Source organism: Micromonospora sp. NPDC049230, from assembly GCF_040647875.1.
Lineage (GTDB): Bacteria > Actinomycetota > Actinomycetes > Mycobacteriales > Micromonosporaceae > Micromonospora.
Window position 1 is genome coordinate 163,456 of record NZ_JBEZCZ010000005.1, and the last position, 14,245, is coordinate 177,700.

The 14,245-nt window shown below is 71.4% G+C and carries 12 protein-coding genes; 7 read left to right on the forward strand and 5 right to left on the reverse strand.

Annotation, left to right across the window (positions count from 1 at the left end):
* The first annotated feature begins 73 nt into the window (after positions 1–73).
* Positions 74–2,617, forward strand: a complete 2,544-nt coding sequence (locus AB0A95_RS06600; RefSeq protein ID WP_357554633.1) for an ATP-dependent Clp protease ATP-binding subunit — start codon at positions 74–76, stop codon at positions 2,615–2,617.
* Positions 2,618–3,493: 876 nt separating this feature from the next.
* On the opposite strand, the gene AB0A95_RS06605 is transcribed toward AB0A95_RS06600, so the two are convergent.
* Positions 3,494–4,405, reverse strand: coding sequence for an A/G-specific adenine glycosylase (locus AB0A95_RS06605; RefSeq protein ID WP_357554634.1), 912 nt, complete (start codon positions 4,403–4,405; stop codon positions 3,494–3,496).
* A 96-nt stretch (positions 4,406–4,501) separates the two neighbouring features.
* Here AB0A95_RS06605 and AB0A95_RS06610 point away from each other — a divergent pair, with 96 nt between their 5' ends.
* The 3 genes from AB0A95_RS06610 to AB0A95_RS06620 all read left to right on the forward strand — a co-directional run bounded on the left by AB0A95_RS06610 (position 4,502) and on the right by AB0A95_RS06620 (position 6,427).
* Complete coding sequence (locus AB0A95_RS06610; protein ID WP_357554635.1) at positions 4,502–5,014, forward strand: ACT domain-containing protein; 513 nt, start codon at positions 4,502–4,504, stop codon at positions 5,012–5,014.
* Positions 5,011–5,595 (forward strand): peptide deformylase, encoded by a 585-nt coding sequence (locus AB0A95_RS06615; protein ID WP_357554636.1) that lies wholly within the window; start codon positions 5,011–5,013, stop codon positions 5,593–5,595. Before AB0A95_RS06610 ends, AB0A95_RS06615 begins: the two co-directional genes overlap by 4 nt.
* Positions 5,596–5,713: 118 nt before the next feature.
* Positions 5,714–6,427, forward strand: a complete 714-nt coding sequence (locus AB0A95_RS06620; protein ID WP_357554637.1) for a hypothetical protein — start codon at positions 5,714–5,716, stop codon at positions 6,425–6,427.
* A 6-nt stretch (positions 6,428–6,433) separates the two neighbouring features.
* Here the strand turns inward: AB0A95_RS06620 and disA are convergent, their stop codons facing one another.
* The 4 genes from disA to AB0A95_RS06640 all read right to left on the reverse strand — a co-directional run bounded on the left by disA (position 6,434) and on the right by AB0A95_RS06640 (position 11,065).
* Entirely contained in the window at positions 6,434–7,618 is a 1,185-nt protein-coding gene (gene disA / locus AB0A95_RS06625) for a DNA integrity scanning diadenylate cyclase DisA (protein WP_124772010.1), read from the reverse strand.
* A gap of 132 nt (positions 7,619–7,750) precedes the next feature.
* On the reverse strand, positions 7,751–9,208 hold the full coding sequence (radA, locus tag AB0A95_RS06630) for a DNA repair protein RadA (protein WP_357554638.1): 1,458 nt from the start codon (positions 9,206–9,208) through the stop codon (positions 7,751–7,753).
* A gap of 85 nt (positions 9,209–9,293) precedes the next feature.
* A complete protein-coding gene (locus AB0A95_RS06635) occupies positions 9,294–10,085 on the reverse strand; it encodes a hypothetical protein (protein ID WP_357554639.1) in 792 nt (263 codons plus the stop codon).
* A gap of 140 nt (positions 10,086–10,225) precedes the next feature.
* A complete protein-coding gene (locus AB0A95_RS06640; protein WP_357554640.1) occupies positions 10,226–11,065 on the reverse strand; it encodes a UbiA family prenyltransferase in 840 nt (279 codons plus the stop codon).
* 46 nt (positions 11,066–11,111) lie between these two features.
* Here AB0A95_RS06640 and AB0A95_RS06645 point away from each other — a divergent pair, with 46 nt between their 5' ends.
* From AB0A95_RS06645 to AB0A95_RS06655, 3 genes are all read left to right on the forward strand, one after another.
* Positions 11,112–11,882, forward strand: a complete 771-nt coding sequence (locus AB0A95_RS06645; RefSeq protein WP_357554641.1) for a methyltransferase domain-containing protein — start codon at positions 11,112–11,114, stop codon at positions 11,880–11,882.
* 42 nt (positions 11,883–11,924) lie between these two features.
* Positions 11,925–13,091, forward strand: coding sequence for an acyl-CoA dehydrogenase family protein (locus AB0A95_RS06650; RefSeq protein WP_357554642.1), 1,167 nt, complete (start codon positions 11,925–11,927; stop codon positions 13,089–13,091).
* A gap of 94 nt (positions 13,092–13,185) precedes the next feature.
* Positions 13,186–14,235: a type III polyketide synthase gene (locus AB0A95_RS06655; protein ID WP_357554643.1), complete on the forward strand. Its 1,050-nt coding sequence runs from the start codon at positions 13,186–13,188 to the stop codon at positions 14,233–14,235.
* Positions 14,236–14,245 lie beyond the last annotated feature (10 nt).

Consider the following 14,245-nt stretch of genomic DNA (forward strand, 5'->3'; position numbering starts at 1 on the left):
CCCGGACGTTCGTGCACCGGCCCCGCCAAGATCTTGACCATCAAGGCGCACGGCACGTGAGGAGCACGAGGGCATGTTCGAGCGGTTCACCGACCGAGCGCGACGGGTTGTCGTCCTGGCCCAAGAAGAGGCCCGGATGCTCAACCACAACTACATCGGTACGGAACACATCCTGCTGGGCCTGATCCACGAAGGTGAAGGCGTCGCGGCAAAGGCCCTGGAGAGCCTCGGCATCTCCCTGGAGGGCGTCCGCCAGCAGGTCGAGGAGATCATCGGCCAGGGTCAGCAGGCGCCGAGCGGGCACATCCCGTTCACGCCGCGGGCCAAGAAGGTGCTGGAGCTGTCGCTGCGCGAGGCGCTGCAGCTCGGCCACAACTACATCGGCACTGAGCACATCCTGCTCGGGCTGATCCGTGAGGGCGAGGGCGTCGCCGCCCAGGTGCTGGTCAAGCTCGGCGCCGACCTCAACCGGGTCCGCCAGCAGGTGATCCAGCTGCTCTCCGGCTACCAGGGCAAGGAGCCTGCCGCGGCGGGCGCCGCGCCGGGTGAGGCCGCGCCGTCGACCAGCCTGGTGCTGGACCAGTTCGGCCGCAACCTGACCCAGGCCGCCCGCGAGGGCAAGCTCGACCCGGTCATCGGGCGCGAGAAGGAAATCGAGCGGGTCATGCAGGTGCTCTCCCGCCGTACCAAGAACAACCCGGTCCTGATCGGTGAGCCCGGCGTCGGTAAGACCGCCGTGGTGGAGGGGCTCTCCCAAAAGATCATCAAGGGCGAGGTGCCCGAGACTCTGAAGGACAAGCAGCTCTACACGCTCGACCTGGGTGCGCTGGTCGCCGGTTCCCGCTACCGCGGTGACTTCGAGGAGCGCCTCAAGAAGGTGCTCAAGGAGATCCGCACCCGCGGCGACATCATCCTGTTCATCGACGAGATCCACACCCTGGTGGGTGCGGGTGCCGCCGAGGGCGCGATCGACGCCGCCAGCATCCTCAAGCCGATGCTGGCCCGTGGTGAGCTACAGACCATCGGTGCCACCACCCTGGATGAATACCGCAAGCACCTGGAAAAGGATGCCGCTCTCGAGCGTCGGTTCCAGCCGATCCAGGTGGGTGAGCCGTCGCTGGCGCACACCATCGAGATCCTCAAGGGCCTGCGTGACCGTTACGAGGCGCACCACCGGGTGAGCATCACCGACGCCGCTCTCGTGGCTGCGGCGACGCTTGCCGACCGGTACATCTCCGACCGCTTCCTGCCGGACAAGGCGATCGACCTGATCGACGAGGCCGGTGCCCGGATGCGGATCCGTCGGATGACCGCGCCGCCAGACCTGCGCGACTTCGACGAGCGCATCGCCCAGGTGCGTCGCGACAAGGAGTCCGCGATCGACGCTCAGGACTTCGAGCGTGCCGCCCAGCTGCGTGACAAGGAGAAGCAGCTCCTCGGTCAGAAGGCTCAGCGGGAGAAGGAGTGGAAGGCCGGTGACCTGGACGTCGTCAGCGAGGTTGACGACGAGCAGATCGCCGAGGTTCTCGGCAACTGGACCGGCATCCCGGTCTACAAGCTGACCGAGGAGGAGACCTCGCGCCTGCTGCGCATGGAGGACGAGCTGCACAAGCGCGTCATCGGCCAGGAGGATGCGGTCAAGGCGGTCTCGAAGGCGATCCGGCGTACCCGGGCCGGCCTGAAGGACCCGAAGCGCCCGTCGGGCTCGTTCATCTTCGCCGGCCCCTCCGGTGTGGGTAAGACCGAGCTGTCCAAGGCGCTCGCCGAGTTCCTCTTCGGCAGCGAGGACGCCCTCATCCAGCTGGACATGTCCGAGTTCCACGACCGCTACACGGTCTCCCGGCTCGTGGGTGCCCCTCCCGGCTACGTCGGTTACGACGAGGGCGGGCAGCTGACCGAGAAGGTGCGGCGTCGGCCGTTCTCGGTGGTCCTCTTCGACGAGATCGAAAAGGCCCACCCGGACGTGTTCAACACGCTGCTCCAGATCCTCGAAGACGGTCGGCTCACCGACGGTCAGGGTCGGATCGTGGACTTCAAGAACACGGTCATCATCCTGACCACCAACCTGGGCACCCGCGACGTCGCCAAGGCGGTTTCGCTGGGCTTCCAGCAGTCGGAGGACTCCGAGTCCAACTACGACCGGATGAAGCAGAAGGTCAACGACGAGCTCAAGCAGCACTTCCGGCCTGAGTTCCTCAACCGGATCGACGACACCATCGTCTTCCACCAGCTGCGCCAGACCGAGATCCTCTCGATCGTGGACATCATGATCCAGCGGATCGAGGGCCAGCTGCGCAACAAGGACATGGGTCTGGAACTGACCGACAACGCCAAGAAGTACCTGGCGGCGAAGGGCTTCGACCCGGTGCTCGGTGCCCGTCCGCTTCGTCGCACGATCCAACGCGACATCGAGGACAACCTCTCCGAGCGGATCCTGTTCAACGAGCTGACCCCGGGTCAGATCGTCGTGGTGGACTGCGAAGGCGACCCGAACGACATCGACAAGTCCAAGCTCGTCTTCCACGGCGCGGACAAGCCGGTCGAAGTTCCGGACGCTGTCCCGGCCGACCTGGGTGGCACTGCCGCTGGCACCGCCGCCGCAGGCGCGGACGAGTAACACAACCAGCACAGCAAGGGGCGGGGCCCCGATGGCGTAAGCCATCGGGGCCCCGCCCTTTTCGCGCTACACCCACAGGTCACACCCGCTCATCGAGCCACCCCGCGTCGGCCCACGCCAGTCGGCTCTGCCCGCGTCCAACGCAATGCGTCCTGCGCTCTGCCCTCTGCGCTCTGCCCTCTGTGTCCCGGGTCCTGCGTTCCGGGCCCTGCGCCCACCGCCCCGCGTCCCGCGCCTCACCCCGTGCGCCGCGATGCTCGCGCCCTGCGCCCGGCTGCACAAGATCCGCGCAACATCAGGGAAAGTGCTGCCTCAAGGCATCCGGAGGCAGCACTTTCCCTGATGTTGCGGCGTGATCGGGCGGCGGGGCTGATCCGGGGCGGCGGGGCTGCTCGTCAACCCGCATTCCTCGTCGATCATGGAGTTGTGGTGGGTGACAAAGCGCTCTAACGGCATCAAACCGGGCACCACAACTCCATGATCGACGAGACCGAACTGCTCCTTCTCCGCGACCTGTGCACTTTCTGTCTCGGCATGAGGGGACATTCGGGGCATAGCGGCGACCGAAAGTGCAAGATCGGCGCGGGTGGGGCGTTCCTGGGGTGACGAACGTGAGGAGGCGGGAGTTTCGCGCGACTCAGTTGACCCTTAGCGCAGCTGTGGCTCGGGCACGATCTTTGGGTTCCGTCGCCTGCCGGGCGGGAGAACATGCTCGGGCGCGGCAGGTGGGCATGCGGGGCATGTGGGGCAGGTGGGCAGGTGTTGGCGGGACCTCTCGGTGGGACGGGGGCGTATCTGGGGACCGCGCGTGCTGGCCGCCCGAAGGGGGAGTCTGGCGAGCGCGGGCCTGGCATGGCCTGGGCCGTCTGGAGTGGGTCAGGTGGTCAGGTCGGCGGTGGGGAGAGAGGGGCCGTCGCCGACGAGGCGGAAGTAATCGGTGCCGGCCGGTTCGACAAGGCCGTCCTGCACCAGGCCGGCCAGGGCGCGGGCGCGCTGCACGTCATCGGTCCAGACCTGGTCCAGCCGTTCGTGCGGCACCGGTCCGGCGGTCTCCCGGAGCACCCCGAGCAGCAGGCCGCGTACCTGTCGGTCGGTGCCCGCGTACCGCTGGGGTCGGCGGGTTGGGCCGGTCGGGGCCTCCTGGCCGGAGGCCCGCCACGCGCAGATCGACTCGACCGGGCAGGCCGTGCAGCGCGGTGACCGGGCGGTGCAGATGACCGCCCCCAGCTCCATGAACGCGGCGCTGGCCAGCGCGGCCGCGGCCGGCTGCGCTGGGAGTAGCTCCTCGGTGGCGACCAGGTCGGCTGGTCGGGTGACCGGTCCGGCGTCCGGCTCGCCGGCAACGGCCCGGCAGACCACCCGACGCACGTTGGTGTCGACCACCGGGTGCCGCTGCCCGTACGCGAAGGCTGCCACCGCCCGCGCCGTGTACGTGCCAACCCCGGGCAGGGCCAGCAGTTGTTCCAGGCGGTCCGGCACCTGACCGCCGTGCCGGTCGACGATCGCGACAGCGCATTCCCGCAGCCGGAGCGCCCGACGGGGATAACCGAGGCGTCCCCACATCCGGATCGCCTCGGCGGGGGTGTCCGCGGCCAGCGCCGCCGGCTCCGGCCAGCGGGCCAGCCATGCCTGCCAGGCCGGCACCACGCGGACCACGGGTGTCTGCTGGAGCATGACCTCGCTGACCAGGATGGCCCACGGGCTGGTGCCCGGCGCACGCCACGGAAGGTCGCGGGCGTGCTGCTGGAACCATCGGCTGACCACTGTGGCGAAATCGGGTTGAGTCATGGCGCCGTCGATGATGTCACGTGGCGCGGTCCCGCTGGATGGGCGGCTCGGGCGGGGTGTCGCCGTGGTGCCGGGCGGATCGGCGAGAATGCGCGGATGAACGAGCTCGCGATCACCGTCATCGGCCGGGACCGGCCGGGCATCGTGGCCGACGTCGCCGAGGTGCTCGCCCGACTGGGCGCGAATCTCACCGACAGCACGATGACACGGCTGCGGGGGCATTTCGCGATGACCCTGATCTGCACCGGGCCGGCCGTCGCCGAGGTCGAGGCCGCGCTGGCGCCGTTGGCCGCCGAGGGTCAACTGCTGGCGACGGTACGCGCGGTGACTCCCGACGGCGAGGTGCCCGCGGTGGGTGAGCCGTACGTGATGGCGGTGCACGGTTCGGACCGGATGGGCATCGTGGCGGCGATGACGCGGGTGCTTGTCGACGCGGGCGGGAATGTCACAGACCTGAGCACCCGGTTGGCGGGTTCCCTCTACGTGGTGCTGGCCGAGGTCGAGTTGCCGGCCGGCGTGGCTGAGACACTTGTCGACCGGCTGCATCGGACGGCTGCCGAGCTGGGCGTGGAGGTCACGCTCCGTCCGGCGGACCCGGATCTGCTGTGACCGGCGCGGAGAGCGTCCCGGACGTCGGGGCGTACGCCGGTCTGGGCGGCTGGACACCGGAGGTGCTGGTCCTGCCGGGTGCGGTGCGGGCGGTGTTGTCCGCCCCGCACCCGGTGCTGAGTCAGGCCGCCGGAGAGGTCGATCCCACGGCGGACGAGACAGTCCAGCTCGCGGCCGACCTGGTGGCGACGATGCGGGTGTCGCCGGGCTGTGTCGGGCTGGCGGCACCGCAGGTGGGCGTGGGCGCTCGTGTCTTCGCCGTGGACGTGACCGGGCATCCGAAGGCGGTCACGGTGCACGGGACCTTCGTGTTGTGCAATGCGCGCGTGGTCGAGGCGACCCGGTGGAAACCGGGCCGGGAGGGTTGCATGTCGGTGCCGGACCTGACCGGGGACGTGAAGCGAGCCAGCCGGCTGGTGGTGGAGGGTGACCTGCCGGGCACCGGCACGCCGGTCCGGTTGGTGACCGACGGCTTCGAGGCGCGGGCGTTGCAGCACGAGATCGACCACTGCGCCGGGTTGCTCTTTCTGGATCGGGTGGCCGGTGCGCACGCCGTCTATCAGCGCAAGGTCTACCTCTGATCGGGCGTCGGACGACCGCCCCGTCCGTCCTGAGTGGAGGGTTGAGCGGGTGTCCCGGGAGGGCTCCGGCGCGTCGTGCTCCACTGGTGGGCGCAGCGCGGCTACGGTGGGGGGCATCATGCGTCTGACGGTCGGCCCCCTGCCACCCGCCGTGTACTGGCGGCGTCGCGTCGTCGTACTCGGAGCGGGGCTTCTCTTCCTGATTGTCCTGCTCTACTCCTGCACCAACTCGGGTCGCTCCGACGACCCGAAGACGGGGGCGGCGTCCACTGCCACGCCCACCGGGACGACAGGTCCCGACGGGCCGTTGCTGACGCCCCAGACCGGGGCTCCGCCGCCGTCCGCTTCCGCCGATGCCGGTGCGACGACCCCGAGCCCCGCGATCACCAGCAACACGCCGCCACCGGGTGCGGCGGCCGGTGCGGAGGACGACGGCACCTGCACCGACGCGGAGATCCGGGTGGTCTCGGCGGCGAGTCCGGTATCGGTCCAGCGGGGGGCGCTCGTCGACCTGGAACTCAAGATCAAAAACACGTCGGAGCGGACGTGCAGCCGGAACGTCGGCGCCGAGGCGCAGGAGATCTTCATCAAGTCCGGTGCGGAGAAGATCTGGTCCTCGGACACCTGCGGCAAGGTCCAGGGCTCGGACGTGCAGTCCTTCACCCCGAACTTCGAGCGCTCCTACAGCGTGGTGTGGAACGGGCGGGACACCAGCCGGTGCGACGGCAGTGGGCTGGCCGGCGGGCCGTTCCCGCCGACCGGCGCGTACGAGGTGTTCGCCCGGGTCGGCACGAAGCTCAGCGCGCCGGTGAAGCTCACCGTCACCGGCTGAGCCGGATCAGACGTACCGTTCCAGGATCGATGCCTCGGCGAGCCGGGACAGCCCTTCACGGACGCCACGGGCCCGGGCGTCACCGACCCCTTCGACGGCCTGTAGATCCTCGACCGTCGCGCCGAGCAGCCGTTGGAGGCTGCCGAAGTGCAACACGAGGCGGTCGACCACCGCCACCGGCAGCCGCGGCACCTTGGCCAGCAGCCGGAAGCCGCGAGGGCTGACCGCGGCGTCCAGTGCGTCGGACGCGGCCGGGTAGCCGATCGCCTTGGCCACCGACACCAGGTCGATCAGCTCGGTGGCGCCGAGCAGGTCCAGCTCGACAAGTGCCTCGTCCAGGGTGCGCGACTTGCGACCGACTGGCAGATAGTCCCGGATCACGAGTGTCCGGTCGGCGTCCACGCCGGCCATCAGCTCGTCGAGTTGCAGAGCCAACAGGCGACCGTCGGTGCCCAGCTCCACCACGTAGCCGGCGATCTCGTCGGCGATCCGGCGAACCATCTCCAGGCGCTGCACCACGGCCACCGCGTCCCGGACGGTGACGAGATCCTCGATCTCCAGTGCGGAGAGCGTGCCGGAGACCTCGTCCAGCCGGAGCTTGTATCGCTCAAGGGTGGCGAGCGCCTGGTTGGCCCGGGAGAGGATCGCCGCCGAGTCGTCGAGCACGTGCCGCTGGCCGTTGACGTATAGGCTGATGATCCGCATCGACTGGCTGACCGAGATGACCGGATAGCCGGTCTGCCGGGCCACCCGCTCGGCGGTGCGGTGCCGGGTGCCGGACTCTTCGGTAGGGATGGACGGGTCGGGCATCAGGTGCACGGCCGCCCGGACGATCCTGGTGCCGTCGCTGGAGAGCACGACGGCGCCGTCCATCTTGCACAGCTCCCGGACCCGCGTCGCGGAGAACTCCACGTCCAGCGGAAAGCCGCCGGTGCACAGGCCCTCGACGACCTTGTCGTAGCCGAGCACGATCAGCGCGCCGGTGCGGCCGCGCAGGATCCGCTCCAAACCGTCGCGCAGGGCGGTGCCCGGGGCCATCAGGGCGAGGTTGGCGCGCAGTGGGTCCCCGGCGCTCCCGGTGGCTCCCGCGGTCACGCTCACGCTGATCGTGCGGGCGGGCGAGCCCACGGCGCCGGTGCGGGCCTGGGGCGGCGCGCCGGCTGGCTTGGTGGTATCGCGGTCGATCGGCACGGGGACAGTCTACGGACTGCCGTGCGGTGGGTGCTGTCGTGGTTACTGTGATGTGTCACGATGCGGCCCTTCCAACCCGTTTCCTGGTTGCGACGTGCTGTCCGGTTTCGCCGTCTCCGTCGGCACGGTGGGTCACTCAGCGGACGCGCGAGCCGCATGGTGCAGTGCAGAACGGACATCCGTGACCTCGGTCACGCGCATCTGCTCGGGGCCGGCGCCGGTGCTGGTCGGGCCGCAGCCGGGCGGCACCAGGGCCACCTTGAACCCGAGCCGGGCCGCCTCCGCCAGCCGGCGAGGCACCGCACCGACCCGACGCACCTCACCCGTCAGACCCACCTCGCCGATCGCCACCAGGTGCGGCGCGATGGCCAGGTTGAGCCCGCCGGAGGCGACCGCCAACGCCACCGCCAGGTCGGCGGCCGGCTCCACCACCCGGATGCCACCGACAGTGGCGGCGAAGACCTCCCGGTCGTGCAGGGTCAGCCGCTCGGTGCGGCGTTGCAGCACCGCGAGCACCATCGCCAGGCGCGCTGAGTCGAGGCCGGAGACGGTGCGCCGGGGAGAACCGGCCACCGTCGCGCCGATCAGCGCCTGCACCTCGGTGACCAGGGCCCGCCGCCCCTCCATGGCCACCGTCACGCAGGTGCCCGGGACGGGCTCCGCGTAGCGGGTCAGGAAAAGCCCGGACGGGTCGGCCAGGCTGCTGATGCCGCCCTCGTGCATCTCGAAACAGCCGACCTCGTCGGCCGCGCCGAACCGGTTCTTCACACCGCGCACCAGGCGCAGCGAGGAGTGCTTGTCACCCTCGAAGTGCAACACCACGTCGACCAGGTGCTCCAGCACCCGTGGACCGGCCACCTGGCCGTCCTTGGTGACGTGCCCGACCAGCACGGTGGCGATGCCGCGCTCCTTGGCGACCGAGACCAGCGCGGCGGTGACCGCGCGCACCTGGGTCACCCCGCCGGGCACCCCCTCGGTGCCGGTGGTGGAGATGGTCTGCACCGAGTCGAGCACCAGCAGGCCGGGCTTGACCGCGTCGAGGTGGCCGAGCACCGACGCCAGGTCGCTCTCTGCCGCGAGGTAGAGCCTGTCGTGCAGGGTGCCCATCCGCTCGGCGCGCAACCGCACCTGACTGACCGACTCTTCGCCACTGACCACCAGCGAGGGGCTGCCGGCATTGACCGCCCACTGCTGGGCCACATCCAGCAGCAGTGTCGACTTGCCCACGCCGGGCTCGCCGGCGAGCAGCACCACGGCACCGGGCACCAGGCCGCCGCCGAGCACCCGGTCGAGCTCGCTCACCCCGGTGGGCACGGCGCGGGCCGGGGCGGCGCTGATGGTGGCGATCGGCCGGGCCGGCTCGGACGGCACCCGGGAGCTGACCACCCGACCGGAGACGGTCGGGCCGGTCACCGTGCTCTCGACCACAGCGCCCCACTCGCCGCACTCCGGGCAGCGCCCCACCCACTTGGGCGGCTGGTGCCCACAGGCGTCGCACTGGTAGGCCGGACGAGGCTCGCGGGCGGTGGACCGACCACGGGCGGCATTTGTCGTGCCGCCACGCGGAGGGGTCGATCGGGAGGTGGTCACATCAGGACGCTAGCCCTCGCGTACGACGAAAACACCCCGGCGTGGTGGTCACCACGCCGGGGCGTCTGTCGATGCGGAGGTCGTGTCACTCGTGGGACGTGCCGCCCTCGTCGCCCTCGTAGCCGCCCTCACGCTCGATGATCGGCGAGGGGGTTGCGGCCGGGGTGAGCGGCACCGCGATCGGCGCCTGGCCGGTCAGCTTGTTGCCGTTGCCGAAGTCGAAGGTCACCGAGACGTTCTGACCGGAGCGCAGCGCCTCGGTCAGGCCGATCAGCCGGAGCTGCGAGGTGGCTTCGGAGTTGAGCTGGAGGTAGCTCAGCGGAGCCAGCTCGATGCGGGCCAGCTCGCCGGGAGCCGCCGGGCTGGCCGAGCCTGAGGCCCGCGCCGACTCCGGAGCGGACGGCGTGGCCGAGGACGACCCGGTCTCGGACGGGGTCGCCGACGGGCTGGCCGGGCGGGATCCGGAGACCGACGGGCTCTGCGAGCCGGAGGGCGACGCGCTGCCGGACGACAATGCGCTGCCGGAGGGCGACGCGCTGGCCGACGCGCTCGCCGAGCCGCTGCCGATCCGTACCTCGCGAGCGCTCTCGCTGGTGACGGTGACGGTGACCGTCTCCTTGGAGTCGTTGTAGATCACGGCGTTGAGCGGGGCGTCCTGGCCGGCCTCGTAACCCTCGACGCCCGGGTAGTTCACCAGCAGGCCCCGCACGGAGAAGGAACCGTTGTTGGTTGTGAGGTTGACGCCCTGGACCGACGGCTCCTTCAACGCGGTCTCGGCGATCTGACCGGTGCCGCATCCGGACGCCAGCAGGCCGGTTGCCGCGATCCCGGACAGCAACAGGGCCGCCCGCCGGGATCCCCTGATCGAGCGCGTCACGTCGGTCCTCCTCGTCACAATCCCCACCCGGACCGCATGCCGGGCACGGTGGCCATACCCGCGCAGACCGCGCTCCAGGGTAGTTGGGGCTGATCGAGGCCCGCACGCGGACCCGGCAATGCCACCTGGCCGGGTGCCGTTCACACCACCCGACCACTCGCCACCAGCAGGACCACGTCGATCACTGCCACCAGCATCACCGCCCGGAAGGCCGCCACCGGCCGCCGGCCCGCCCGGACCGCCGAGCGTCCGGCGTACCAGCTCAGTGCCGGCACCACGGCGGCCGTGCCGACCGCCGCCAGCCCGATGGCCGACGGCGGCCCGGGTGGTCCGAGGACCAGGGTCGCGGTCGCCGCGAGCAGCAGGCCGCCCGCCGCCGCCCGGCTGCCGGCGGCCCCCAGCCGGTGGGGCAGGCCGCGCACGCCGGTCCGGGCGTCGTCGGCCAGGTCGGGCAGCACGTTGGCGAAGTGGGCCCCGGCTCCCAGGCAGGCCGCCGCCGTCACCAGCCAGACCGGTGGGGCCGGCTGGCCGGGCAGCGCCAGCACCACGAAGGCGGGCAGGGCGCCGAACGAGACGGCGTACGGCAGCGCCGAGAAGGCGGTGGCCTTGAGCGGCCAGTCGTAGAGCAGCGCGGAGACCAGGGCGACGGTCAGCCAGAACGCCGCCGCCGGGTTCGTGGTCAGCGCCAGCAGCGGGCAGGCGACCGCGGCCGCCGCCGCGGCCCAGGCCGTGACGCGCCGGCCGACCGCGCCGGCGGCGACAGGTTTGTCGGTACGCCCCACAGTGGCGTCCCGCTCGGCGTCCAGTGCGTCGTTGGTCCAGCCGACGGCGAGCTGACTGGCCAGCACGGCGAGCACCACCGAGACGACTCCGGACGCCCGGTGGCCCACTCCCCACGCCAGCAGACCGGCGACAGTGGTCACCGCTGCGGCCGGTTCTGGATGGCTTGCTCTGACCAGCCCTAACACCCTCGACGACATAAGGGAAGTCTGGTCGTTACCGAGCAGTCGTGCCACGCTCGGTGCCATGCGAGACGTGGCTGCGGCCGCGGCGCCCGCCGGCCCGAGGGTGTTGCCGCGTAACGACCCGCGCCAGTACGACGACCTGGCCGGTGAGTGGTGGCGGCCGGATGGCGCGTTCGCGATGCTGCACTGGCTCGCCGCGGCCCGCGCGGCACTGGTGCCACCGGCGACCCGCCCGGACGCGTTGCTCGTGGACCTGGGCTGCGGTGCCGGCCTGCTCGCGCCGCACCTGAGCGGCAAGGGCTACCGCCATGTCGGTGTGGATCTGACCCGCTCGGCGCTGGTCCAGGCGGCCGAGCACGGGGTGCGCGTCGTCCAGGGTGACGCGACGGCGGTGCCGCTCCCGGACGGCTGTGCCGACGTGGTGTCCGCTGGCGAGCTGCTGGAGCACGTGCCGGCCTGGCCGCGCGTGGTTGCCGAGGCGTGCCGGCTGCTGCGCCCGGGCGGCCTGCTCGTGCTGGACACCCTGAACGACACGGCGCTGGCCCGTCTCGTCGCGGTACGGATCGCCGAGCGGCTGCCGACGGTGCCGCGCGGCATCCACGATCCACGGTTGTTCGTGGATGCCCGGGCGTTGGTCGCCGAGTGTGCTCGACACGGCGTCGACCTGCGGGTGCGCGGCATCCGCCCGCAGGCCGGCGGCCTGGTCGCCTGGCTGCTGCGCCGCGCCGGCGCGGGCCGGCGAGGTGCGACGCCGGCCGGTCCCGCTCCGCGCGTCGTGCCCACCCGGTCCACCGCAGTGCTCTACCAGGGCTGGGGGGTCCGAAACGGATAGTCGGGCCGTGGCGGGGTACGGCACTGGAGAGGAGGAGGCGAGATGACGGTGCACGCGCTTGAGGCGGCCCGCCGGTTGGCACCCCGGTTCGCCGCGCGGGCGGCCCAGCACGACCGGGACGGTTCCTTTCCGGTGGACGACTTCCGTGATCTGCGGGAGGCCGGCCTGTTCGGGTTGCTGGTGCCCTGCGCGCTGGGAGGCATGGGAGCGACCTTCGCGGAGTACGCCGCAGTGGCCACTGAGCTTGCCCGGGGCAACGGGGCGACCGCACTGGTGTTCAACATGCACGCCTCGGTGACCGGCGCGCTGGGTGCGGTCACCGAGGAGTTGGCCGAGGCGTTGGGCGTGCCGGACGAGGCGCTGGCCGCCCGGGACCGGCTGCTCACCGCCGCCGCGGGTGGCTCCTGGTACGCGGTCGCGATGAGCGAGCGTGGCGCCGGCGCCCGGCTGTCCCAACTGAGCACCGTCTACGAGACGACCGACGAGGGCTGGCACCTCAAGGGCAGCAAGACCTTCTGTTCCGGTGCCGGGCACGCCGACGGCTACCTGGTGGCGGCGCGCAGCGCGGCCGACCAGTCGGTGGTCTCGCAGTTCCTGGTGCCGGCCGGTGACGGCCTGACCGTGGAGCCGACCTGGGACGCGCTCGGCATGCGGGCCACCTCCTCGCACGACCTGCACCTGGACGTCACGGTGCCCACGGACCGCCTGCTCGGCGGGGTCGAGGGTCTGGCGTTGGTGGTGGCCCAGTTGATGCCGCACTGGCTGGTGGCCAGTTACGCGGCCGTCTACGTCGGGGTCGCCCGGGCGGCGATCGACGCGGCGGTCGAGCATCTCAACGCCCGCAACCTGGCCGGTCTGCCGGCGGTGCGGGCCCGGCTGGGGCGAGCGGACGCCACGACCGCTGCCGCACAGCTGGTGGTCGCCGAGGCGGCCCGTCGGGTGGACGAGGCACCCGGCGACGAGGAGACCAACCGCTGGGTGTGGCGGGCGAAGCTGCTCGCCGGCACCACCGCCGCGGAGGTGGCGGCGTCGGTGCTGGAGGCGGCCGGCACCTCGGCGACCCGCCGTGGTCACCCGTTGGAGCGGCTCTACCGGGATGCCCGCTGCGGCTCTCTGCACCCGGCCACGTCGGACGTCTGCGCCGACTGGCTCGGCATCGCCGCGCTGGGCGGCGACCCGGATCGTGACGGATCGGCACCGCGTTGGTGAGCCGGCCGGACGAGGCTCACAGGAAAGAACGGCCAGCCGAGGTGGCTGGTGGGACGGCCAGGGGGAGGACAGCATCTGACGAGAGGTGGGGATCGTGTCCGTACCAGTGATCGCGGGGCTCGGGACTGCGCAGCCGCCGTCCGCTTCGCAGGACGAGTTGTGGGAGGGCTTCTTCTCCCGGCACTTCACCGGCACCACCCGGTCGTTGGCCCAGCGGATCTTCGCGAACTCCGGGGTGACCCGGCGTCAGGCCGCGGTCAACCCGCTGATCGAGGACGTCTCGGACTGGCCGACCGAGCGCCGGATGCGCCGCTACCAGGTGGAGGCGCTGCCGTTGGGCAAGGAGGCGGTGGGTCGCGCGCTGACGGCCGCCGGGCTGGACGCCTGTGACATCGGGCTGTTCATCGTCTGCTCCTGCACCGGCTATGCCACGCCCGGGCTGGACATCCTGCTCGCCCGGGATCTCGGCATGGCCGCGGACACCCAGCGGATGTTCATCGGCCACATGGGCTGTTACGCCGCGCTGCCGGGGCTGGGCGCGGCGAGCGACTTCGTCACCGCGCGGGGGCGGCCGGCGCTGCTGCTCTGCGCGGAGCTGACCAGCCTGCACATCCAGCCGTCAAGTGCCCGGGTGGACACCCAGCAGATCGTCTCCCACGCGCTCTTCTCGGACGCCGCGGTCGCCGCCGTGGTAGTGCCAGGTGGCCGGGGGTACGCGTTACGCGAGGTCACCTCGGTCACCGACACCTCGTCCGCCGACCACATGACCTGGGACGTCACCGATGCCGGCTTCCGGATGGGGTTGTCGCCGAAGGTGCCGCAGGTGCTCTCGAGGCACGTCCGTGGCTTGGTCGACGAGTTGTTGGCCCGGCACGGCGTCACGGGCTCCGACGTGGACGGTTGGGCGGTGCACCCGGGTGGTCCGCGAATCCTCAACGTGGTGGCGCGGGAGTTGGCCCTTCCTCCGGAGGGGTTGGCGGCGTCCCGGGCGACGCTCGACGAGCACGGCAACTGTTCGTCGCCGACAGTGTTGCTGATCCTGGACCGGTTGGGCCGTTCGACGCCGGCGGCTCGGCGGGTCGTCATGCTGGCCTTCGGCCCCGGCCTCACCCTGTACGCTGCCCTGCTCGATCGACAGGAGTGAATCTCTGCCA